This is a genomic window from Sphingomonas sp. Leaf208, assembly GCF_001421415.1.
In the GTDB taxonomy this organism is placed as follows: Bacteria; Pseudomonadota; Alphaproteobacteria; order Sphingomonadales; family Sphingomonadaceae; genus Sphingomonas.
In genome coordinates, this window is record NZ_LMKH01000023.1 from 317,875 (window position 1) to 339,529 (window position 21,655).

The following is a 21,655-nucleotide window of genomic DNA, read 5'->3' on the forward strand; positions in this document are numbered from 1 at the left end:
GGGCGTCCATATATGCGCACGCTTGGCAGGCTCAAAGTTAAAACTTTGTCAAATCATTAGATTCGAACCCAGCGTATGTGCGTCAACTATGTTGAACGCAGGAAGTCCTTGAATCAGTTGGACTTGCACCTCGACCGCGCGTGCCTCCAGTCCGAGATACGCCACCGTCGCTACGATCGCCGCCATGCCCGCTCTCCCGCGACACGACGTCACGCCTTATTCATACCCGATTTGCCATGTCTGCAAGGACGCGCGGTCCGGAACACTCCGATCATGCCGTCTTGTGAACCTAATACACCGGACCCACATGCCTTCCGTGAAAGCAGTCCGCTCCCCCGTCCTCCGCTTCGGCCAGTTGGTGCTCGGGATAGTGTTGATCCTGAGTGCGCCCTTGCTCGCGCCGCTGCCTGGGCCTGCGGGGATATTCCTGTTCGCGGGAGGCATGGTTCTCGTCCTGCGCAATTCGCGCTGGGCGCGACTCAAATGGGCGAGACTGAAACGCCGTTGGCCACGGACAGGGCATTTCGTCGACCGGATGATGCGGCGGCAGAGCGCGATGCGCCGGCACGAGCGCGCCAAGGCTGCCAAAAACACGACCGTCGCGACGGGTGCGAATTGACTTACCGCCGCCCTTTCCGTAAGCGCCCAGCCATCAAGGCCGTCCCCGTGGCGGCCGTTTTCTATTTGATGACCTAGGGAATGACCAATGAAGCGGACCTTTCAGCCGAGCAACCTGGTACGCGCACGCCGTCACGGCTTCCGCGCACGGATGGCGACGGTCGGCGGCCGGGCAGTGATCCACGCACGCCGCGCCCGCGGTCGCAAGAAGCTGTCGGCCTAACCATTCTAGACAAACGCCGCGATTTTCTCGCGGCGAATGCGGGGAAGCGCGCACCGATGCCAGGATTCGTCCTGCTCATGCGGCCCCGCGATGACGGTGACGACACGATGCGAATCGGCTTCACCGTCACCAAGAAGATCGGCAACGCCGTCGTCCGGAACCGCATGAAACGGCGGTTGCGGGCGTTGGCGCGGGAGCTGTTGGCGGAGCGCGGCGTTGCTGGGGCCGATCATGTGTTGATCGGGCGGAATGGCGGGGTCGAGCGGGACTTTGCGCTGTTGCGGACCGAGCTCGGCAAAGCGTTTCGCAAGGTCACGCCTCAATTGCCTGCTACTTCGGTAGCGAACACCACCAGTGTTGCGAACCCCTCCACCCCGGCGAAGGCCGGTGCCCAGGTGGGAAAGCGGCCGTGATGCAGCACCGCCCTTCGTTAGCTACGTTTCCCAACTGGGCCCCGGCCTTCGCCGGGGTGGTAGCAAGCGTGGGACAGCGCGGTTGCGAGTTCCAACTTACCGTTATCCCCGGCTCCTTGTTCTCCCGCGAAGGCGGGAGCCCAGTCTGGGCCCCCGCCTTCGCGGGAGAACACTCTGAGGGTCGCCCAGGCTCAACTGCATCATGCTAGCCCGCCTCCTCATCCTCATTGCCCGCGGCTGGCAACTCGGCCCCTCGCTCGTCCTGCCGTCGAGTTGCCGCTACGATCCTTCGTGTTCCGCCTATGCAATCGAGGCCGTTGGGCGCTATGGCGCGCTCAAGGGGGGCTGGTTGGCGGCGAAGCGTATCGCGCGTTGCCATCCGTGGGGCGGGTACGGCCCCGATCCGGTCCCAGATATCGACAAGAAACTGAAAGACGCCGCCCTGTGAAAGACGACAAGCAGAATTTCGTGCTGTTCGCGGTGATCGCGGCGCTGATCCTGTTCGGATGGCCGCTGATCCAGGGCAAGTTCTTCCCGACCGCGAATCCGCCGGTCACGCGGATCGAGGGCGGCAAGACCAAGGCCGTCGCGAACCCCGCAGCCGATCCCGCCGCGGACGGTGCCGCCGCGATCGGCGATCGCAACGCCGTGATCGCGAGCACCCCGCGCATCCGCATCGAGACGCCGCGCGTGTCGGGTTCGATCAACCTGAAGGGCGCGCGGATCGACGATCTCGTGCTCAAGAGCTATGACGAGACCGTCGCAAAGAACTCGCCGCCGATCCGCCTGCTGTCGCCAGCGGGTGCGCCCGACGCGTATTTCGCAAGCTTCGGCTGGCGTGCGCAGGGCTTGACCCCGCCCGCCGCCGACGCCGTCTGGACGCCCTCGGGCTCGACCACGCTGACGCCGACCACGCCGGTCACGCTCGACGCGACCAACGCCACCGGCCAGCGCTTCCGCATCCAGATCGCGGTCGACCAGGATTACATGTTCACGGTCCGCCAAACCGTCCTCAACGCCGGCACCGCACCCGTCCCTGTCGCCACCTACGGCCTCGTTAACCGCGTCGGAATCTCGAAGGATCCGTCGTCGATGACGATCCATGTCGGGCCGATGTCGGTCGACAATGGCGGCGCGCATTACCGTCCGAACTACAAGGACATCGACGCCGCCGCGCAGAAGTTCACGACCACCGGCGGCTGGCTCGGCTTTACCGATAAATACTGGCTGACCGCGATCATCCCCGATCAGGGTCAGGCGTTCGACGGCCAGTTCCGCGCTGGCGCCAACAAGGCGTACCAGGCCGACTACGCGCTCCAGCCCAAGCAGGTCGCACCGGGCCAGTCGATCACGCAGGTCTCGCGCTTCTTCGCTGGCGCGAAGGAAGTCCGCCTGCTCGATCGCTACACCGACCAGGCCGGCGGTGTCGCCAAGCTCGATTACGCGATCGACTGGGGCTGGTTCCGGATCGTCGAGAAGCCGATCTTCTATTATCTCGACTGGCTGTTCCGCATGGTTGGCAACTTCGGCGTCGCGATCATCCTGCTGACCGTGACGATCCGCGGCCTGCTGTTCCCGATCGCCCAGCGCCAGTTCAAGTCGATGGCCGCGATGCGCGCCGTCCAGCCGAAGATGAAGCTGCTGCAGGAGAAGTATAAGGACGACAAGGTCCGCATGCAGCAGGAAGTGATGGCGCTCTACAAGGCGGAGAAGGTCAATCCGCTCGCGGGTTGCGCACCGACGCTGCTCCAGATTCCAATCATGTACGCGCTGTACAAGGTGCTGATGCTGACGATCGAGATGCGTCACCAGCCGTTCGTCGCGTGGATCAAGGATCTGTCCGCGCCCGATCCGCTGACGCCGCTCAACCTGTTCGGTCTGCTGCCGTTCACGCCGCCGCACATGATCGCGATCGGCGTCGTGCCGATCATCCTGGGCATCAGCATGTACTTCCAGTTCAAGCTGAACCCGACGCCGATGGACGATACGCAGAAGCAGGTCTTCAAGCTGCTGCCATGGGTGCTGATGTTCGTGATGGCGCCGTTCGCGGTCGGCCTTCAGGTCTACTGGATCACATCGAACTGCCTGACGATCATCCAGCAGAAGCTGCTCTACGCCCGCCATCCGGGCCTGAAAGTGCCGGTGACCAAGTGAACGACGTTCCTAACCCCGGCTCGGATCTAGGCCCCGATCTCGAGCAGACCGACGCGCCGTTCACGCCCGAAATGCTGGAACATGCGCGAAAGCTGTTTGCAGGGCATGTCGGCTTCCTGAAGTCAGCACCGACGCTCGAGTTTCTCCCCGATGCGTCGGTGCCCGAGGTGGCGTTCGCCGGTCGTTCGAACGTCGGCAAGTCGTCGCTGTTGAACGCGCTGACCGGGCGCAACTCGATGGCGCGCACGTCCAACACGCCGGGCCGCACGCAGGAGTTGAACTTCTTCGACGTCGGCGCGCCGCTTGCGTTCCGGCTGGTCGACATGCCGGGCTACGGGTTCGCCAAGGCACCCAAGGATGTCGTCAAGAAATGGCGCTTCCTGATCAACGACTTCTTGCGCGGGCGTGACGTGTTGAAGCGGGCACTCGTGCTGATCGATTCACGCCACGGTATCAAGGACGTCGATCGCGAGATCCTCGAGATGCTCGACAAGGCCGCGGTCAGCTACCGCATGGTCCTGACCAAGGCGGACAAGATCAAGGCGTCCGAACTCGTCGAGGTCACCGAACGCACGGCTGCGGAGGCCCGCAAGCGGCCGGCTGCACATCCTGACATCCTCGTCACGTCGAGCGAATACGGCATGGGCATTCCCGAACTCCGCGCGGCGGTGGTCGAAGCGGTCAGCTAGCGGCCTGAGCTTTAACAGGTGCGCCCTTCCTACCCCGTCATCCTGACGATGGCGGGTAAGGCTGAGAGGTATACTGCCATCCGCCCCCCTCAAATTCGCCGATATTGGATCAGACCTCGATTTGCTGCTGGCATCGCCCGACTAATTCCGTAACCTTCGGGAAACGGGGGAGATGACGCGGTGCGGGCACGGTTCGGGACAATGCTGGCGATAGCTGCGATGCTGTCGGGCTGCGGAGGCAGCGACGGCAACACGAACTCGGCCGGCGGTGGTGCCGGTGGCGCCATTGGCGTTACGCCGACACCCACGCCGACCGCAACCGCGGGCTGTTCCTTGCGCGAACGCCAGGACTGGGCCGCCGCACAGCTTCGCGAATGGTATCTGTTCCCCGATACGCTGCCTGCGACCTTGAGCCCTGCGGGGTACACGACGGTCGATAGCTATATCGACGCGCTGACCGCCACCGCGCGAGCGCAACGCAAAGATCGTTTCTTCACCTACTTGACGTCGATCAAGGAAGAGAACGCCTATTACGCCTCGGGATCGAGTGCCGGTTTCGGCATCCGGTTCGCGCTCGACCAGACCGGCCAGCGGCTCTTCGCGGCGGAATCGTTCGAGGGCGCTCCCGCCCTTGCCGCCGGGATCGACCGCGGTGCCGAGATCCTCGCGATCGGTACCACATCGAGCAACCTGCGGACCGTCAGCGCCATCATCAGTGCCGAGGGCACTGCCGGGCTGACCACCGCATTCGGTCCCGACACGACCGGTACCGCGCGCGTGTTCCGTGTCTCGGACGCTGCCGGTACGCGGGACGTGACCGTCGCCAAGGCCGACTTCTCGCTGCTGCCGGTCTCGTCGCGGTACGGTGCGAAGATCATCGACGATGGCGGCCAGCGCGTCGGCTACATCAACCTGCGCACGTTCATCTCCACGGCCGAACCCGCGCTGAAAACAGCGTTCGCGAATTTCCGTGCGCAGGGCGTGACGAAGGTCATCATCGACCTGCGCTACAACGGCGGTGGCCTCGTCGCGACGTCGGAGTATCTCGGCGACCTCCTTGGTGGGGGGCGATCACCGTCCGAGGTGTTCGACTATACGACGTTCCGCACGGAGAAGGCTTCGAACAACGAGACGCGCTTCTTCGCGCCACAACCCGAGTCGATCGCGCCGACGCGGATCGCATTCATCGGCAGCGGCGGCACCGCATCGGCGAGCGAACTTTTGATCAATGCGTTCACCCCGTATTTGCACGGCAATTCCGCGCTGATCGGAACCAATACCTACGGCAAGCCCGTCGGGCAGATCGCCCTCGACAAGCCCGCTTGCGACGATCGCCTTCGCGTGATCGCCTTCGCGACGCAGAACGCGGCGCGCAACGGCAATTACTTCGATGGCCTCGCATCGACCGTCGAGGCGACGTGTCGTGCGACCGACGACATCAGTTTCCCCCTCGGCGACGCACGCGAGGCGTCCACCCGTCGCGCGCTCGATTTCCTGGCGGGACGCACATGCTCGGCGATCACCAGCGATGTCAGCGCGCAGTCTGCACGAACCACCGCGAGCACCCGCCAGGACTTGCTGATCCCCGCAGCGCCGACCACCGCGCAACGGATGGTCCCTGGCTCGTTCTGAAGCCGGCGACCGAGACCGTGAAACCGCGGCGATAGCGGGCGTCGTCCTACGGCAGGGCGACGCTCGTCGTTCGTTACCGTTCAGCCAAGCGAAAGCCAATCCAGCCGACGAGGGTCGCTTGTTCCCCCGTATGTGATACGCGTTCGCCGACCATGAATGACGTTTCGATTGCAACTACCCCGCGGCTGCCCGCCGACATCCACCGCGGGGCGCTGCCCGCACACGACAGCGTGCCCGATTATGGATGGTGGATCGGAGGTGGGATGATCCTCAGCCTGGCGATGTTGACGGTGATGATGCACGTCGCGGGCCTATCGATCGACCCGTACGACGCCGACAACATGCCATTCTACGTAAGCGGCGTCGTACTGCTGGCGTTGCGCTTCGGCCTTCGCGACCGCCCCTGGCGTCATGCGCGCGCGGTCGCCGATTGCGCCGAATATTACGGCGTCTTCACCCTGCTGGCACTGACGGGCGCGGTGGCGAGCTATCCGGTCGCGGCGCTGACACATGGGTTTCACGACGCTGCGCTCCAGCGGATCGATGCGCTGCTGCATTTCGACTGGCTCGCATGGTATCGGCTTGTGGCAGAGACCCCGGTCCTGCAAACGCTTGGTCTAGCAGCATATCGCAGCATTTACCTGACGCCCGCGATCCTGTTCGCTACCTTTGCCTTCACCGGAGATCGGGTGGCGGCGCACCGTTTCCTCGCGACGTTCTGGCTGACCGCGATCGGCACGCTGATCCTCTACGCCTTCATGCCGGCGATAGGTCCATTTTCGTATCTGTGGCATCAACCAATCGCCTATATGCCCGAGAGCGAGCAATGGCAGCATGGGCTGATCCCGGCACTGCGTGATCACAGCGTGCGGATCGTCGACCTGGGGCATCTCCGCGGTATCGTTTCGGCACCGAGCTTCCATGCCGCCGCCGCAACGCTTTACATCAACGCCGCGTGGCGCCTGCCGCGACTGCGCTGGCCGGTGGTCGCCCTGAACGCGGCTATGCTGCTGTCGACCCCCGTCGAGGGCACGCATTACCTGATCGACATCCTGCTTGGCACGATCGTCGCGCTGGCGGCGATCGCGACACTGCACCGCCTCATGCCACGTAGCACCGCACGTCAAACCAGCGCCAATGGCGTTGCCGCGCCCCGCCTGCCCCGCTAGTCCACGGCGCATGAAACTGATCATCGGCAACAAGGCCTATTCGTCCTGGTCGCTTCGCGGCTGGCTCGCCTGCAAACAATCCGGGCTTCCATTCGAGGAGGTGGTCGTGCCGATGTACGATTCCAATTGGGAAAAGCGCCGCTCGGGCGACGAGTTCGCGCCGTCGTCGGGCAAGGTGCCGATCCTGTGGGATGACGACGCGGTGGTGTGGGACAGCCTGGCGATCGTCGACTATCTCGCCGACAAGGTCGGGCGCGAGCGCTTCTGGCCCGAGGATAATGCGGCACGCGCAATGGCCCGGTCGATGGCGGCGGAGATGCATTCGAGCTTTGCCGCGCTGCGTCGCAAGCACAGCATGAACGTCCGCCAGGTGTTCCCAGCGCAGACGCCCGACGACGACGTGCTCCTCGAATTGCAGCGGGTCATGGAAATCTGGGCGCAGGCACGCGCACGCTTTGGCGGCGAGGGCGATTTCCTGTTCGGCCAGTTCGGCGCGGCGGACATCATGTTCGCGCCGTTGGTGACTCGGATCGTCACGTACCAGTTGCCAATCGCGCGGTTTGCGGCGGGGTATATGCAGGCGATGTTCGAACATCCGTTCATGCAGGACTGGATCGCGGCGGCGCAGGAAGAGGAATGGGTCCTCGAGCAATTCGAGCAGCCGGTGCCCGCGACCGTATGATCGATGCCGTCGCGCTCACGCAGGCGCTGTTGCGCGCCGATAGCGTCACGCCTGCGCGGGGTGCGGTGTTCGATGTGCTGGCGACGGCGCTCGTCCCGCTGGGATTTGCGGTCGATCGGTTCACGGTCGGCGAGGCACCCGACGGCCCGGTCGAGAACCTGCTGGCCGTGCGCGGCGATGGACCGCGGCATCTGGCATTTGCCGGCCATGTTGACGTCGTCCCCCCCGGCGAAGGCTGGACGGGGTCGCCCTGGTCCGGCGAGCTTCGCGACGGGTTGCTATACGGCCGCGGCGCGGTCGATATGAAGGGCGCAGTCGCAGCCTTCGTGGCCGCCGCAAGCCGAAGCGATGTGGGCACCCTGTCGCTCATCATCACCGGGGACGAAGAGGGTCCAGCCACCTATGGCACCGTCGCGCTGATGGAGCGGATGGCGGCGCGCGCTATCGTGCCCGACCTGTGTTTGGTCGGCGAACCGACCTCGACCGCGCGCCTCGGCGACATGGTGAAAATCGGGCGACGTGGCTCGGTCAACATCTGGATCGAAGTGCCGGGGCGGCAGGGGCACGTCGCCTACCCGCATCTCGCCGACAACCCGATCCCGCGGCTGATCGCCATCCTTGCGGAGATCGAAGGCGTGGTGTTGGACGAGGGCACCGACTGGTTCCAGCCGTCGAACATCGAGGTCACCGACATTGCCGTCGGCAACCCGGCGCACAACGTCATTCCCGCCAAGGCTTCCGCGCGGTTGAGCATCCGGTTCAACGATCGCCACCGCGGGGCGGACCTGATCGAGCGTATCCGCGCGATCGCCGAGCGTCATGCGTCGAATGTGATGGTGACGGGGAAGGTCTCGGGCGAAGCGTTTCTGACCGAGCCGGGCGCTTTCTCGACGCTGTTGTCGGAGGCCATCGCTGGTGCGACCGGCGTCACCCCGGAACTGTCGACCACCGGGGGCACGTCCGACGCGCGCTTCCTGTCTAAGCTTTGCCCCGTGGTGGAGTTTGGGTTGATCAATGCGACGATGCACAAGGTCGATGAGGCCGTCGCGGTCGAGGATCTGCGGACGCTGACGGACATTTATGCGGACGTGATCAGGCGGGCGCTGAAGTAAGCGGCCTTGCTAGTCGTCTATCAATGCACAACCATCGTCACCCCAGTGAAAGCTGGGGTCTCCCCGTCAGGCAGACGACGCGCGTATCGTGAGATATCCCAGCTTCCGCTGGGATGACGGGCTGCGGTGTATGACGGGATGTGGAGAGCTTTGGCCGGAGAAGGGCCCGCTACCCCTCCCGCCCGCGCCTCAGGACGATGTACAATGCGCCCTGCCCGCCGTGTCGCGGATGCGCGCCGCGTACCGCAGCGATCGAGTCCGCATGCCGCGAGCCAGCCAGCCAGTCGGTGACTGCGGACCGGATGGCGCCTCTCGCGTGCGGGCGTTCGCTTTCGGGGCGGGGCGGCTTGCCCGTCACCAGCAGCAATACGCGGTCGCCGCGCGCGATCGCCCGGCCGAGGCCAACGTCGAGCAGTGCGTGGGCGGACGCCAGCGTGTGGCCATGCAGGTCGATCGAGCTGTCGGGACTCACCACACCCCGCGTGAGCCTCTTGTCCCAGCCGCCATCTAGCGTGTTGGCCGTGATCGGTTTGGCGACCGGCCGCGCGACCACGGGCTTGGCCCCCGCCCGCGCCGCGTATGGCGTAACCACGGTACGGACTAGCGGCTTCACCCGCCCCATCGGCGCTGGCGGTGCAGGCACGATCTTGCCGTTGGGACCGATGATCGGCTTGGGTGGAGGCGGCAGCGGCGGCGCGCGCTCCGGGATACGCACGGCGACCGCACGCATCGGACGCACGCTCGCCATCACGCGCGCCCAGAGCTGCGCCTCATCAGGGTTGAGCGGACGGCCCGCCATATCGCGCCCCATTCGCTTGGCCGTTCAGGCGCGCCACGGTGCCGATCGGCAGCAGCAGGTACGCGGTGCCACGTCCGGCCATGCCGCCAGCGGTCGCCTCGGCCGCCGCGCCCGCACCCCAGAACGTGTCGAAACGATTACTGCCCTTGATCGCGCCGCCGGTATCCTGCGCAATCCACAAGCCGCTCGCGTCCTGCCGGTCGAGCGACAGGAACACCGGCGCGCCGAGTGGCACGAACTTGACGTCGGCGGCCGCGCTCACCTGACCGGTGACCGGCAGGCCGAGTGCCCCCAGCGGTGCGCCATCGAGTTCGCGGAAGAACACGAAGCTCTTGTTCTCGCGCATGATCGCCTGCCCCTCGGCCGGATGGGCGTGAAGCCACGCGACGATGCCCTGCATCGAAGTCTGGCCCGGCTGGAGCAGCCCACGGGACTTCATCAGTGCGCCGATACCGGTATAGTCGCGGCCGTTCTGCGTCGCATAACCGATCCGCAGTATCTCGCCGTCGGGCAACCGCAGCCGCCCCGAGCCCTGGATCTGAAGGAAGAACAGCTCGATCGGATCGCGCGCCCAGGCTAGGATCGGCGCCTTGCCGGACAGCGCGCCCTGCTCGATCGCAGTGCGATCGTAATAGGGAACCAAGTTGCTTCGATCGACGCGACCGCGAATCTTCTTGCCCTTGAGGCTGGTCGAGAAGGCGCCGAGATCGACGTCGATAAGGTCGTTCGGACGCGCATAGATTGGCGCATAGCCATCACGCCGCTCCAAAGACCCGGCGATCTCGGGCTCGTAATAGCCTGTCGCGAACGCCTTGCCGTCGCCGATCTGCGCGGCCTCAAACCACTGCGCGAAGAATGTCCGGGCACTACGGCGATCAGTCGATGCCGCTGCGGTACAGGCTGGCTGCCAATCCGCGCCGCGCGTCAGCCCGGACGTGTCGTTACGACGCACCAGCGACGGACAACTCGTGACGAACGCCGCGAACGCCGCCTGCGCCTGCGCATCGTCGATCGGCAGGCTCGCGATCGGTGGACCAGGGATCACGCCCGCAGCGGCGGCATTCAAAGGTCCGACCGCCGGGACGACCGGCGATGCAAGCATCGGCACCGCGCCGACGATCCGGGCGGGCGACTGAATGCCGCGAATGTTCGGGGATGCGCCGGTATCGCGAGACGGATGCACGCGAACGGGTTCGCTCGGTCGATCATCCGACCGAACATTGGTCCGGTCCACCGGTGTCGGACCCGACCGTGGCGGTTCGACACCACCGACGCACGCGCTCAACAGCGTAGCCATCAACATCGGCAGTCCCAGACCGCCGAGCCTTCCCCCCATGCCCCGACCCATCAGGCTTCGTCGGTGTCCGCAAGCTTCCAGTTCGGATCGCTGCTCTTCAGCGTCCGAGCGAATGTCCAGACGTCGTGCGTCTCGACCGCGTCGGTCAACGACCCAGCAAGGACATTGCCCTCAGCATCACGCGTGACGGCCGCGATGTCCGCATCGAACCGGACCGTGATACGCGCCTCGCGCTCGGTAAGGCTGGCGTCCGCAATCAGCGCGCGCTCGATCGACACGAGACGGTTGTCGAGCACTTCACCAGCCTCGCGCCGCGCTTCAATCGCCTCGACGAATGCCGCACGGACATCGTCGACGGCGAGATCGGCCAGCGCATCCTCGTCACCCTTCCAGAAGGCTTCGAGCACCATGCGGTACGCGGCCTGCGCCCCTTCGAGAAAGCGAGCGACGTCAAAACCGGGCTCGCCCGCAACGATCGCCCGCAGACCGGGCTCGGCCTTGGGCTCCAGGTTGCGATTGGCGACCTCGCGCGCATCGGAAACCGCCTCGACGGTTCGCGGCACGGCGGCGAGCGCAGGACGGTCCTCGGCCGCACGCGGCAAGGGCTGCTCATGCCCTGTCCGCTTGCCGAGCACGCTGTAGAGTCGCATCGCCAAGAAGCCTGCAACCATCGCGAGAAGAACTACGTAAAACAACCGTGCCTCCGATCTTCGCTTCAACATAGGGCAAACCCGCAGCTATTCAAACCCGCGCCCGTTGAAACGCCCCTTCGGCACTGCTACTCGCACCACCTCGATCGAACAGAACGCGCAAGCGGTCCGCTTCGGTCCCAATTTTCCGCTTATTCTCTAAGGACACGACGAATGGATGATCAGGACAACGGCTTCACCATGCCCGACCAGGCTCTCGCGAACGGTGAAGACACGGTCCCCGCTGCCGGGCTGATCTCGCAATACGTCAAGGACCTGTCGTTCGAGAACCCGAACGCACCGGCGGTCTACCAGAACCAGACCCCGCCGGCGATCGACGTGCAGTTCAACATCGGCGCAGCGCAGGTCGGCGACGAGGTGCACGAGGTCGTGCTGAAGATCGACGTCCGCGCCGAGAGCGAGGGCCAGGTCGCGTTCATCGTCGACCTGTCGTACGCGGGCCTGTTCGGGCTGCGCAACATTCCGGCCGAGCACGTCCAGCCGTTCCTGCTGGGCGAAGCACCCCGCCTGCTATTCCCGTTCGCGCGCCGCGTGCTGTCGGATGCGGTCCGTGACGGTGGCTTCCCGCCGTTGCTGCTCGAGCCGATCGATTTCTCGCAACTGTACCTCCAGCAGTCCGAGCAGCAGGGCATCCAGCCCAATGTCGGCGATTTCGGCCAGGCCTGATCGACCGGAGGCGGAGCGCGCTTAGATGAATCTTGCCAAGGCGCTGGGATCGGTCGGCGGGCTGACGCTTGCCAGCCGTATCCTGGGGCTGGTGCGCGACTCGCTGTTCGCGCGGTTCGTCGGCGCCGGCTTCGCGTCGGACGCGTTCCTGATCGCGTTCCGCCTCCCGAACATGTTCCGCGCGCTCTTCGCGGAGGGCGCGTTCTCCGCTGCGTTCATTCCGATGTTCAATCGGAAGGTCGGCGACAAGGATGGCCGCGGGCTGCCCGACGGGATCGCGTTCGCCGAGGACGCGCTGTCGGTATTGCTGCCGACGCTGATCCTGATGACCGCGATCTTCGAACTCGCGGCGTGGCCGATGACGTGGCTGCTGACCTTCGGGTTCAACGGCGCGAGTGCGGAGCGGTTCGACTATGTCGTCCACCTCTCGCGGATCACCCTGCCCTATCTGCTGCTTATCAGCCTCGTGTCGCTGCTCGGCGGCATCCTCAATTCGCTGCACAAGTTCTGGATCAATGCCGCGGCACCGATCCTGCTGAACGCGACGCTGATTGCGGCGCTGCTGCTGTTTCACGAGCACCAGCCGCTGCTGACCGCGCGCAACCAGGCGATCGCGGTGACGGTGTCGGGGGCTCTGCAGCTTCTGTGGCTGATCTGGGCGTGTCGTGCGTCCGGGGTAAAGCTCCGTCTGAAGCGCCCGCAACTCAATCCCGACGTGAAGAAGCTCATGTCGTTGATCTGGCCTGCCGCGGCCGGCGCTGGCGCGGTGCAGATCAACCTTGTCGTCTCGACTGCGCTCGCTGCTGCGTTGCTACCGGCGGGGTCGGTTTCGTACATCTATTTTGCCGACCGCCTGAACCAGCTCCCGCTCGGACTGATCGGCATAGGTCTTGGCACCGTCCTGCTCCCGACGATCTCGCGCCAGCTCGGCCGCGGCGAGGATGCGGAGGCGATGGCGACGCAAAACCGTGGCATGGAACTGGCGCTGTTCCTTACGCTCCCGGCGACGGTCGCGCTGATCGTCTGCGGCGTGCCGATCGTCGGCGCATTGTTCCAGCACGGCAAGTTCGCGCTCGAGGACAGCGTACTGACCGCGCAGGCCTTGGCCGCGTTCTCGATCGGGCTGCCGTCGTACATTCTCGTGAAGGTGCTGACGCCGGGCTATTACGCGCGGTCCGACACGCGCACGCCGGTCCGCTATGCGACGATGTCTATGGTCGTGAACCTCGTGCTCAACCTCGCCTTCATCAAGCCGCTCGGCCACATGGGCCCGCCGCTCGCCACCGCGATCGCCAGCACGGTCAACGTCGCGATGCTGTATCGGACGCTGGTGCGGCGCGGGCACTTTACGCCCGACGCGCGGCTGCGGCGGCGGACGTGGCGGCTGCTCGTCGCGGCGCTCATCATGGGCGTCGTGATGTATTTCCTGAATAGCCTGTTCCAGCCGTTCGTGACGGGCACCAGCGTCGAGCGCTGGGGGGCGATGCTCGTGCTGGTCGCGACCGGCGGCGTCGTCTATGCGATCGCGACATTGCTCACCGGCGCGTTCCGGCTGGGCGACATCTCCACGCTTTTGCGTCGTTCCAAGTAAGGTTTTTCCATGCGCGTCGTCTCCGGCATCAAGCCCACCGGTAATCTCCATCTCGGCAATTACCTGGGGGCGGTGAAGCAGTGGGTGACGCTGCAGGACGACGTCGCGGCGCAGGGCGGCGAGTCGATGTTCTTCATCGCCGATCTGCACGCGCCGACCGAATGGATCGCGCCGGCGGAGTTGTCGGCGCACACGATCGAGGTCGCAGCCACCATGATCGCCGCGGGTATCGATCCCGCGAAGTCGATCCTGTTCAACCAGGCGCGCGTGCCCGCGCATAGCGAGATGGCGTGGTTGCTCAACACCGTCGCGCGCGTTGGCTGGCTGAACCGGATGACGCAGTTCAAGGACAAGGCGGGCAAGAACCGCGAGGGCGCGAGCGTCGGGCTGTACGATTACCCCGTGCTGATGGCGGCCGACGTGCTGCTTTACAACGCGACGCACGTGCCGGTGGGCGAGGACCAGAAGCAGCATCTCGAACTTGCGCGCGATATCGCGACGAAGTTCAACGGCGACTACGGCGTCGACCTGTTCACGCTGCCGTCCCCGCTGATCAGCAAGGCCGCACCGCGGATCATGAGCCTGCGCGATGCGTCGGCGAAGATGTCGAAGTCGAACCCGTCCGAGCAGTCGGTGGTCAAGCTGATCGACAGCGACGACACGATCGCGGACAAGTTCCGCAAGGCGAAGACCGACCCGGACGTGTTGCCGGCGACGGTCGAGGAACTGGGCGACCGGGCCGAGGCGCGCAACCTGCTGACGATCTACGCGGCGTTGGCGGATAGCGACGTGGCGACGGTGCTCGGCGAGTTCGGCGGGAAAGGCTTCGGCGCGTTCAAGCCTGCGCTGGCGGATCTGGCGGTGGCGAAGCTCGGGCCGATCCGTGATGAGATGGTGCGGCTGCTCGATGACCGCAGCGCGGTGACGGCGGTGTTGCAGGCGGGCGCGGAGAAAGCGCGCGCGCTGGCAGCACCGGTGTTGAAGCAGACGCAAGACGCGATGGGGTTGCAGGTCTAACCCCCATTCCGTCATCCTGACGAAAGTCAGGATCCAGAGCCATAAAGGGAAGCGTCCGTAACTCTGGATCCTGACTTTCGTCAGGATGACGGGGGATTTTTTGGTGTGCCGGGTCACGCGGCTACAGGCGCGATATCGCGCACACTAGCGTGTTCCCCCGCGAAGACGGGGGTCCAGTCCGGGCTCCCGCCTTCGCGGGGGAACACGGAGGGAAAGCCTAGCCTTCCAACTCTCGCATCAGCACGCGGACCGCAGCGTCGATATCGCGGTCCGAGTCGCGCAGTTCCTCGATCTTCCGCACCGCATGGATCACCGTCGAGTGATCGCGGCCACCGAACTTGCGCCCGATTTCCGGCAGCGACCGCGTCGTCAGCCGCTTCGCCAGATACATCGCGATCTGCCGCGGGCGTGCCACCGCCCGAGCCCGTCGCGCAGAAATCAGGTCGAGCGGCTTCAGTTCGAAATGTGCCGACACGAGCTTCTGGATCTCGTCGATCGTCACGCGCTTCTGCGCGCCGCGGAGCACCTCGCCAAGCGTCGCGACCGCGAAGTCAAGATCGATCGTGTCGCCGGTCAGCTGCGCATACGCCACCACCCGGTTCAGCGCGCCTTCGAGCTCGCGGATGTTCGCATGGATGCGGCTCGCGAGCAGGTCGAGCACGTCGGTCGGCACGCGCATATCGGGCAGGTCGACCAGCTTGCGGTCGAGGATCGTCCGGCGCAGCAGCAGGTCGGGCGCCTTGATGTCTGCGACCAGGCCGACCGACATCCGGCTGACGATCCGCGCCTCGACGCCTTCCAGCGCCTGCGGGCAGCGATCGGCGGAGATCACCAGCCGCTTGCCCGCCGCCATGATCTCGTTGACCGTGTGGAAGAATTCTTCCTGCGTCGCGTCCTTGCCGGCGATGAACTGGAGGTCGTCGATCAGCAGCAGGTCGGCACCGCGCAGCCGCTGCTTGAAGGCATGCGTATCGCGCGCGCGCATCGACGCGACGAAATCGTACATGAACCGCTCGGCGGACATGCACAGCACGATCGCGTTCGGGTTATGCTCGAGGAACGCGTGACCGATCGCGTGCATGAGGTGGGTCTTGCCCTGCCCCGTGCCGCTGTGGAGGAACAACGGGCTGAACCGGACCGGGCCGGGCTCGGCGAGCACCTTGGCCGCATTGAACGCCACCTTGTTGGACGGATCGACGACGAATCGCGCGAAGGTGTAGCGCGGGTCGAGCGGCGGACGTTCAGCGGGCACGCCGACCGGCACGGAGGCCACCACGGGCGCTGGCGCAGGCTTCAGCGACGGATCGACGCCGAACTTCATGGACGCCTGCACCGGCTCGACGACCGGCTTAGGAGCGGGCATGGCCTCAACCGGCTGCGGATCGGCAACAGGCTTCGGCGAGACAGCGTCAGCCACTGGCTCGATTGCCAGCACAACGGGTGCGCGCCCCGGCGCCCGGGTCTCGATCTGGACGGTGCGGACATTGGGCAGGATCTGCTTGAATTCGAGCACCAACCGGTCGGCGTAATGATTGCGCACCCAGTTGGTCATGAACGCCGATGGCAGTGCGAGACGGATCGTGTCGCGGTCCTCGCCGGGGATCAGCTCGATCGGCTTTAGCCACTGTTCGAACAACCTCGCGCCGGCCGACTCGCGCAAGGACGCACGAACGCGGGCCCAGGCCTTCTCGGCCTCGCTCGCATGCGTCACTGATCCTTGCCACTTCGTCACGCGCACACTTCTCCGACCCCGCGAGATTGCTCGCGCGGGTGACATAGCTCCGACAGAAAATGATCCCCGCGACGCCGTGAAACGGTCGTCCGGCATCTTCGCCCTATTCCCCCGGCCCCGATGGTCTCTTCGGTGATTCACGTCCGTGATCCACCAGCGCCGTGCAATCAGTTATGAAGCGATCGGCGAGTCTAGCAAGGCCCCGACACGTCACATTTTCGAAATAAAGCGGGTTGACTTGACCAAGCCCCGGAAATGCGTCGGAATTTTTATAAGTTGCTGTGTTAAGGCAATTTTTGTGAATGTTGCACTTTCGTGACTTGATCCTAGTGCGCTCGAATCGCGGGGAATCCGTCGGTTCCGCTGCTCCGCGATCGGTTCCCTTCGCAGACGCAAAAAACCCGCCGGGAAGGTCCCGGCGGGTGATCAGCTTCGCCAATGATCTGGCAATGATCGGTCGCTTAGGCGAGCCCGGTCACGGCCTTGGTCAGACGCGCGAACTTGCGGCTCGCAGTGTTCTTGTGCAGCACGCCCTTGGCGACGCCACGCTGCAGCTCAGGCTGTGCGGCCGCGAGTGCGGTGGTCGCTGCGCCCTTGTCGCCCGATGCCAGTGCGGCCTCGACCTTCTTGATGAAGGTACGGATACGGCCGACGCGGTTGCCGTTCACTTCCGCGCGACGGTCGTTGCGACGGATACGCTTTTTCGCCTGCGGCGTGTTCGCCATGAAGCCCTCTAGATGTTCGAATGAATAAAAAGGGGCGCCGGATTGCTCCTACGCCCTCTCGAAGCCGCGGCCCTACCCACTTTGTTCTAGATCGTCAACCGCGTTGGCACTTCGGACACCAGAACGTCGAGCGCCCGCCTTCGGTGCGGCGCTTGACGGTAGCGCCGCATTCGCACGGCTCGCCCTCGCGCCCATAGACGCGCCATTGCTTGGAGAAATAGCCGAGTTCGCCGTCCGGCCGGACGTAATCACGCAGCGATGAGCCGCCCGCGAGGATCGCGGCCGTCAGCACCGTCCGAATCGCCTCGACGAGTCGCTCGAGTCGAAACAGCGAGATCCGCCCCGCCGCGCGTGACGGCGCGATCTTCGCCATGTGCAGCGCCTCGCACACATAGATGTTGCCGAGCCCCGCGACGATTCGCTGGTCGAGCAGCATCGCCTTGATCGACGCCCCCCGCCCTTCGAGCATCTCCAGGAGATACGCCGCGGTCAGGTCGGGGCCAAGCGGCTCCGGCCCCATGCTGAGGAACGGCGGGTAATTGGCGATGTCCTCGGTCGCCCACAGATCGAGAAAGCCGAATCGCCGGGGATCGTTGAGCGCCACCGTCCGCCCCGCCGCGGTGCCGATCAGCAGGTGATCATGCGCAAGCAATTCGCTTGGATCGACTCGCCAGCGCCCCGACATGCCGAGATGGAAGACGAGCGTATCGCCGCGATCGGTATCGATCAGGCCGTATTTGGCGCGGCGGCCCAAGTGCGTCACGGTCGCGCCCGTCATCCGCTGGCTCAGGTCGACCGGGATCGCTTTGCGCAGGTCGGCACGACGCGGCTCGACCGAGGTCAGGCGCTGGCCCTTCAGCACGGGCTCCAGCCCGCGCACGGTAGTTTCGACTTCTGGTAATTCTGGCACGGTTTGCAGCTAGGTTGCGTTTGCTCGCGCCACAAGGCGCGGCTAGAGCGCAGGATATGAACGACTTGATCGCGCCCGCGCCCGTACTCACGCCCGATACCGTCTCCTTCGGCTACGAAGACATCCCCGCCACCGAGAAGACCGCCCGCGTCGGCGGCGTCTTCTCGAACGTCGCAGGCAAATACGACCTGATGAACGATGCGATGTCGGGTGGCATGCACCGGCTGTGGAAGGATCGCTTCGTCCGCCGCGTTAAACCGCGCGAAGGCGAGCAGATCCTCGACATGGCCGGCGGCACGGGCGACATCGCGTTCCGCATGGAGCCGTCGGGCGCGTCGATCACGGTCGCCGACATCAACCCGCAGATGCTCGAAGTCGGCATGCAGCGCGCGCACAAGCGCGGCATCGACGGCCTCGTCTGGACCGAAGCCAACGCGGAGACGCTGACCTTCCCGGACAAGTTCTTCGACGCCTACACGATCGCGTTCGGCATCCGGAACGTGACCGACATCCCCAAGGCCCTGCGCGAAGCCCACCGCGTCCTGCGCCGCGGCGGGCGTTTCTACTGCCTCGAATTCTCGACCACCGTGTGGCCTGGATTCGCCGAGGTATACGACGCCTATTCGCACAAGATGGTCCCGAAGCTCGGCCAACTGCTCGCACAGGATGCGGACAGCTACCGCTACCTGATCGAATCGATCCGCCGCTTTCCGGACATGCCCAAGTTCAAGGGCATGATCGCCGATGCCGGCTTCGTGCAGACCAAGGTCGAGCCGCTTCTGGGTGGGCTCGTCGCGATCCACAGCGGCTGGAAGATTTGATCCAACTGTGACGGCTTCAACCACGCACGTTTGGCGCCTCCTGAAATGGGGTCGCATTCTCGCACGCCACGGCGCGCTGCGCGGGATCGAGCGCGACCCGAACACGCCAGCCCCCGTTCGCCGTCTCGCACGGATCGCCCGATTCGGCGCGCGAGTGCCCGCGGTGCCGCGCTATGCGGATGCGTTCCAGGCTATAGGCCCCGCAGCGATCAAGCTCGGGCAGACGCTTGCGACGCGGCCGGATCTCGTCGGTGAGGATGCCGCGCATGACTTGCTGCGCCTTCAGGACCAGCTTTCCCCAGTCCCCTACGAGACGATCGAGGCGGCGATGCTCGCAAGCTTCGGCAAGCCGCTGGAGACGCTGTTCTCGCGCATAGAACCGATCCCGGTAGGCGCCGCGTCGATCGCGCAGGTCCACCGCGCCGTTACGACGGATGGCCGCCAGGTCGCGGTCAAGGTGCTCCGCCCCGGCGTCGAGGACGATTTCGCGCGCGCGATCGACACCTATAGCTGGGCCGCAGCGCAGCTCGAGGCGCTCAGCCCCGAGGCGATGCGCCTGCGTCCGCGCCTGACGATCGAGACGTTCAAGCGCTGGACGCTTCGCGAACTCAACTTCCGCCGCGAAGCCGCGTCCGCCTCGGAACTCGCGGAAGGCATGACCGCCGAGCCCGATTTCGTCATCCCCGCGATCGACTGGGCGCGCTCGACAGCCAAGGTCATGACGATCGAGTGGATCGACGGCATCAAGCTGTCCGACCGCCCCGCGCTGGTCGCCGCCGGCTACGACCTCCCCGCGCTCGCACAGACATTGGTCCGCGCGTTCCTGCGCCAGGCGATCGCCGACGGCTTCTTCCACGCCGACATGCACCAGGGAAACCTGTTCGCGCTCCCCGGCAACCGCATCGCCGCGATCGACTTCGGCATCATGGGCCGGATCGACCGCCGCGCGCGCGTCTGGCTCGCGGAAATTCTCTACGGCCTGATTACCGGCAACTATAAGCGCGTCGCCGAGATCCATTTCGAGGCGGGCTACGTCCCTGCGCATCACGACGTCGCCGAGTTCGCCACCGCGTTGCGCGCAGTCGGCGAGCCGATGCGCGGTCTGCCGGTCAAGGACATGTCGATCGGCATGATGCTGGACAGCCTGTTCTCGATCACGCGCGATTTCGACATGGTGACGCAGCCGCATCTGCTGCTGCTCCAGAAGACGATGGTGATGGTCGAGGGCGTCGCGACCAGCCTCAACCCCGACATCAATTTGTGGGAAGCCGCCGAGCCGTTCGTCCGCGACTGGATCCGCGGTGAGCTCGGACCAGAAGCGATGATCGCCGACCGCCTGATCGAGGATTTCCGCACTCTGACCCGGCTTCCCGAACTGGTCCGCCGGATCGAGGCGCATTACCCTGCCCCCGGGGGCTCACCGCCGACGATGCCACTGCGCGAGATCGAAGTGATCCGGATCGGTGGCGGTTGGCGGTACGGCCTGGTCGCGGCGCTCGCGGCCGCCGCCGGGGTCGTGACGACGCTGCTGTTTGGTTGAGGGCATGAAGACGCGTCGCGGCGCTCCGTTATGGACGACCCGCGCGACCCGGTTCGCGGGCATGCCGTCGGCGCAGGCGCGGATCGGGCTCGTGCTGTTCCTGGTATTCCTGGCGGCCTGCCTCAGCGCGATGGTCTCGCCCGGCCCGCGGCCTAGCGTCGACGTGGGCGCCTCAACCTCCATTGCATACGATGCCCCGCCACCTGGACGGACGGACCTGCTGCTGTACGATACGATCGTCGCCAGCGTGCGCGGCGGTTCGCCCTATTACGCCGTCGCCGCCGAGACGCAGCGTATGGGGCATTATCCGCTGAAGCCGTTCTTTGCGGTTCGGCTGCCGACCTTGGCGGTCGTTCAAGCAGCGTTGCCCTCGATACTGGTGAACCTGCTGCTGTTGGCATTGTGCGTCGGAACGATCCTTGCCTGGGTCGCGCGGCTTCGTCCGGAAATGACCGGCCTGGTGCCGCTCGGTGTGGCTGGCTTGCTGGTCGTCGCCGGGCTTTCCGTGAACCTCGATCCCAGCTTCGTGGTGTTCCACGAGGTCTGGGCGGGGCCGTTGATCGCGCTATCGCTGGCGTTGCGCCGTCCAGGCCACTGGCTACCCGCGGTCGCGTTCGGGCTGTCGGCGATGCTGATCCGCGAGACGGCATTGCTGTACGTCGCGATCATGGCGGTGTTCGCGTGGGTCGAGGGCGAGCGGCGCGAGACGCTGGGGTGGCTCGGGGCGATAGGGATCTTCGCGGTCGTCTTAGCCGCCCACGCGCATGCGGTGTCGCTGGTCAGCGGTCCGCTCGACCGCGTGTCGCAGGGGTGGAGCGGGCTTGAGGGGTTCGGCTTCTACGTCAGGCTTGCGACGATCTCGTCGGGGCTCGACATCCTGCCGCAATGGCTCGCCTCGCTCGTTCTTGGCACCGCGCTGTTCGGCTGGCTGGCTTGGCGCGATGCGGTCGCGACGCGCGCGCTGGTCGTGTTCGCCGCCTATGCCGCGCTGATCTCGCTGTTCGCGCGGAGCGACAATTTCTACTGGGCGCTGATGACCACGCCGGTGCTGCTGGTCGGGCTGGTGTTCGCGGTGGACGGCCTGCGCGACACGATCGCCGCCGCCAGCGATACGCGGCGCATTACGGTCACGCGCGTTATCCGCTAGAGCTGCGA

At 65.5% G+C, this 21,655-nt stretch carries 23 protein-coding genes; 16 read left to right on the forward strand and 7 right to left on the reverse strand.

The annotated features are described in order from the left end of the window. Positions 1-48: 48 nt before the first annotated feature. The gene (locus ASE69_RS22095) at positions 49-186 is read right to left on the reverse strand and encodes a hypothetical protein (RefSeq protein WP_156362306.1); all 138 of its coding nucleotides are present in this window, start codon (positions 184-186) and stop codon (positions 49-51) included. A 130-nt stretch (positions 187-316) separates the two neighbouring features. On the opposite strand from ASE69_RS22095, the gene ASE69_RS11435 reads away from it, so the two are divergent. The 10 genes from ASE69_RS11435 (at position 317) to dapE (ending at position 8,692) form a co-directional block, all read left to right on the forward strand. Beyond that, entirely contained in the window at positions 317-619 is a 303-nt protein-coding gene (locus tag ASE69_RS11435; RefSeq protein WP_235518547.1) for a hypothetical protein, read from the forward strand. An 87-nt stretch (positions 620-706) separates the two neighbouring features. Further along, positions 707-841, forward strand: coding sequence for a 50S ribosomal protein L34 (gene rpmH, locus ASE69_RS11440; RefSeq protein WP_031393806.1), 135 nt, complete (start codon positions 707-709; stop codon positions 839-841). Positions 842-897: 56 nt separating this feature from the next. Continuing rightward, a complete protein-coding gene (gene rnpA / locus ASE69_RS21420; RefSeq protein WP_235518550.1) occupies positions 898-1,254 on the forward strand; it encodes a ribonuclease P protein component in 357 nt (118 codons plus the stop codon). 202 nt (positions 1,255-1,456) lie between these two features. After that, positions 1,457-1,702, forward strand: a complete 246-nt coding sequence (gene yidD, locus ASE69_RS11450; RefSeq protein ID WP_056486507.1) for a membrane protein insertion efficiency factor YidD — start codon at positions 1,457-1,459, stop codon at positions 1,700-1,702. Next, positions 1,699-3,408 (forward strand): membrane protein insertase YidC, encoded by a 1,710-nt coding sequence (yidC, locus tag ASE69_RS11455; protein WP_056486509.1) that lies wholly within the window; start codon positions 1,699-1,701, stop codon positions 3,406-3,408. The genes yidD and yidC overlap by 4 nt, the downstream gene beginning before the upstream one ends. 71 nt (positions 3,409-3,479) lie before the next feature. Next, entirely contained in the window at positions 3,480-4,097 is a 618-nt protein-coding gene (yihA, locus tag ASE69_RS11460; protein WP_056487036.1) for a ribosome biogenesis GTP-binding protein YihA/YsxC, read from the forward strand. A gap of 201 nt (positions 4,098-4,298) precedes the next feature. Beyond that, positions 4,299-5,729 carry a S41 family peptidase gene (locus tag ASE69_RS11465; RefSeq protein WP_082453073.1) on the forward strand — a complete coding sequence of 477 codons (1,431 nt, stop codon included), beginning with the start codon at positions 4,299-4,301 and terminating at the stop codon, positions 5,727-5,729. 152 nt (positions 5,730-5,881) lie between these two features. Next, positions 5,882-6,898 carry a phosphatase PAP2 family protein gene (locus ASE69_RS11470; RefSeq protein ID WP_056486512.1) on the forward strand — a complete coding sequence of 339 codons (1,017 nt, stop codon included), beginning with the start codon at positions 5,882-5,884 and terminating at the stop codon, positions 6,896-6,898. 10 nt (positions 6,899-6,908) lie between these two features. Continuing rightward, positions 6,909-7,580: a glutathione S-transferase family protein gene (locus ASE69_RS11475; RefSeq protein ID WP_056486515.1), complete on the forward strand. Its 672-nt coding sequence runs from the start codon at positions 6,909-6,911 to the stop codon at positions 7,578-7,580. Next, entirely contained in the window at positions 7,577-8,692 is a 1,116-nt protein-coding gene (dapE, locus tag ASE69_RS11480; RefSeq protein WP_056486518.1) for a succinyl-diaminopimelate desuccinylase, read from the forward strand. Before ASE69_RS11475 ends, dapE begins: the two co-directional genes overlap by 4 nt. Before the next feature lie 169 nt (positions 8,693-8,861). Here dapE and ASE69_RS11485 read toward each other — a convergent pair whose 3' ends face one another. From ASE69_RS11485 to ASE69_RS11495, 3 genes are read right to left on the reverse strand one after another with little or no spacing between them, the layout of a single operon-like run. Next, positions 8,862-9,491, reverse strand: a complete 630-nt coding sequence (locus tag ASE69_RS11485) for a Smr/MutS family protein (RefSeq protein ID WP_056487043.1) — start codon at positions 9,489-9,491, stop codon at positions 8,862-8,864. Further along, positions 9,466-10,794, reverse strand: coding sequence for a murein transglycosylase A (locus ASE69_RS11490; protein ID WP_082453093.1), 1,329 nt, complete (start codon positions 10,792-10,794; stop codon positions 9,466-9,468). The genes ASE69_RS11485 and ASE69_RS11490 overlap by 26 nt, the downstream gene beginning before the upstream one ends. Positions 10,795-10,838: 44 nt before the next feature. Continuing rightward, positions 10,839-11,483, reverse strand: a complete 645-nt coding sequence (locus tag ASE69_RS11495) for a Tim44/TimA family putative adaptor protein (RefSeq protein ID WP_156362307.1) — start codon at positions 11,481-11,483, stop codon at positions 10,839-10,841. A gap of 168 nt (positions 11,484-11,651) precedes the next feature. Here ASE69_RS11495 and secB point away from each other — a divergent pair, with 168 nt between their 5' ends. From secB to trpS, 3 genes are read left to right on the forward strand one after another with little or no spacing between them, the layout of a single operon-like run. Beyond that, positions 11,652-12,164, forward strand: coding sequence for a protein-export chaperone SecB (gene secB / locus ASE69_RS11500; protein WP_056062172.1), 513 nt, complete (start codon positions 11,652-11,654; stop codon positions 12,162-12,164). 25 nt (positions 12,165-12,189) lie between these two features. Then, positions 12,190-13,755, forward strand: a complete 1,566-nt coding sequence (gene murJ / locus ASE69_RS11505) for a murein biosynthesis integral membrane protein MurJ (protein ID WP_056486523.1) — start codon at positions 12,190-12,192, stop codon at positions 13,753-13,755. Between the two features lie 9 nt (positions 13,756-13,764). Then, on the forward strand, positions 13,765-14,772 hold the full coding sequence (gene trpS, locus ASE69_RS11510; RefSeq protein WP_056486525.1) for a tryptophan--tRNA ligase: 1,008 nt from the start codon (positions 13,765-13,767) through the stop codon (positions 14,770-14,772). 217 nt (positions 14,773-14,989) lie between these two features. Here the strand turns inward: trpS and dnaA are convergent, their stop codons facing one another. The 3 genes from dnaA to mutM form a co-directional block, all read right to left on the reverse strand. Further along, positions 14,990-16,504, reverse strand: coding sequence for a chromosomal replication initiator protein DnaA (gene dnaA, locus ASE69_RS11515; protein ID WP_056487049.1), 1,515 nt, complete (start codon positions 16,502-16,504; stop codon positions 14,990-14,992). A 461-nt stretch (positions 16,505-16,965) separates the two neighbouring features. Next, positions 16,966-17,229, reverse strand: a complete 264-nt coding sequence (gene rpsT, locus ASE69_RS11520; protein WP_031394736.1) for a 30S ribosomal protein S20 — start codon at positions 17,227-17,229, stop codon at positions 16,966-16,968. A gap of 94 nt (positions 17,230-17,323) precedes the next feature. Then, entirely contained in the window at positions 17,324-18,139 is an 816-nt protein-coding gene (gene mutM, locus ASE69_RS11525; protein ID WP_056486528.1) for a bifunctional DNA-formamidopyrimidine glycosylase/DNA-(apurinic or apyrimidinic site) lyase, read from the reverse strand. A gap of 56 nt (positions 18,140-18,195) precedes the next feature. Here mutM and ASE69_RS11530 point away from each other — a divergent pair, with 56 nt between their 5' ends. Genes ASE69_RS11530 through ASE69_RS11540 form a run of 3 tightly spaced genes read left to right on the forward strand, consistent with a single transcriptional unit; the run spans position 18,196 to position 21,647 of the window. Beyond that, entirely contained in the window at positions 18,196-18,960 is a 765-nt protein-coding gene (locus tag ASE69_RS11530) for a class I SAM-dependent methyltransferase (RefSeq protein WP_056486530.1), read from the forward strand. Positions 18,961-18,967: 7 nt separating this feature from the next. After that, complete coding sequence (ubiB, locus tag ASE69_RS11535; RefSeq protein ID WP_056486533.1) at positions 18,968-20,500, forward strand: 2-polyprenylphenol 6-hydroxylase; 1,533 nt, start codon at positions 18,968-18,970, stop codon at positions 20,498-20,500. 4 nt (positions 20,501-20,504) lie between these two features. Next, complete coding sequence (locus ASE69_RS11540) at positions 20,505-21,647, forward strand: hypothetical protein (RefSeq protein WP_056486537.1); 1,143 nt, start codon at positions 20,505-20,507, stop codon at positions 21,645-21,647. Positions 21,648-21,655: the final 8 nt, after the last annotated feature.

Excerpts from the sequence above, each read along its gene's own strand:
- ASE69_RS22095 (WP_156362306.1), bottom strand. The coding sequence starts at position 186 with ATGGCGGCGATCGTAGCGACGGTGGCGTATCTCGGACTGGAGGCACGC.
- rpmH (WP_031393806.1), top strand. The coding sequence starts at position 707 with ATGAAGCGGACCTTTCAGCCGAGCAACCTGGTACGCGCACGCCGTCAC.
- rnpA (WP_235518550.1), top strand. The coding sequence starts at position 898 with ATGCCAGGATTCGTCCTGCTCATGCGGCCCCGCGATGACGGTGACGAC.
- yidD (WP_056486507.1), top strand. The coding sequence starts at position 1,457 with ATGCTAGCCCGCCTCCTCATCCTCATTGCCCGCGGCTGGCAACTCGGC.
- yihA (WP_056487036.1), top strand. The coding sequence starts at position 3,480 with ATGCTGGAACATGCGCGAAAGCTGTTTGCAGGGCATGTCGGCTTCCTG.
- ASE69_RS11465 (WP_082453073.1), top strand. The coding sequence starts at position 4,299 with ATGCTGGCGATAGCTGCGATGCTGTCGGGCTGCGGAGGCAGCGACGGC.
- ASE69_RS11470 (WP_056486512.1), top strand. The coding sequence starts at position 5,882 with ATGAATGACGTTTCGATTGCAACTACCCCGCGGCTGCCCGCCGACATC.
- ASE69_RS11475 (WP_056486515.1), top strand. The coding sequence starts at position 6,909 with ATGAAACTGATCATCGGCAACAAGGCCTATTCGTCCTGGTCGCTTCGC.
- dapE (WP_056486518.1), top strand. The coding sequence starts at position 7,577 with ATGATCGATGCCGTCGCGCTCACGCAGGCGCTGTTGCGCGCCGATAGC.
- ASE69_RS11485 (WP_056487043.1), bottom strand. The coding sequence starts at position 9,491 with ATGGCGGGCCGTCCGCTCAACCCTGATGAGGCGCAGCTCTGGGCGCGC.
- ASE69_RS11490 (WP_082453093.1), bottom strand. The coding sequence starts at position 10,794 with ATGTTGATGGCTACGCTGTTGAGCGCGTGCGTCGGTGGTGTCGAACCG.
- secB (WP_056062172.1), top strand. The coding sequence starts at position 11,652 with ATGGATGATCAGGACAACGGCTTCACCATGCCCGACCAGGCTCTCGCG.
- murJ (WP_056486523.1), top strand. The coding sequence starts at position 12,190 with ATGAATCTTGCCAAGGCGCTGGGATCGGTCGGCGGGCTGACGCTTGCC.
- trpS (WP_056486525.1), top strand. The coding sequence starts at position 13,765 with ATGCGCGTCGTCTCCGGCATCAAGCCCACCGGTAATCTCCATCTCGGC.
- rpsT (WP_031394736.1), bottom strand. The coding sequence starts at position 17,229 with ATGGCGAACACGCCGCAGGCGAAAAAGCGTATCCGTCGCAACGACCGT.
- ASE69_RS11530 (WP_056486530.1), top strand. The coding sequence starts at position 18,196 with ATGAACGACTTGATCGCGCCCGCGCCCGTACTCACGCCCGATACCGTC.
- ASE69_RS11540 (WP_056486537.1), top strand. The coding sequence starts at position 20,505 with ATGAAGACGCGTCGCGGCGCTCCGTTATGGACGACCCGCGCGACCCGG.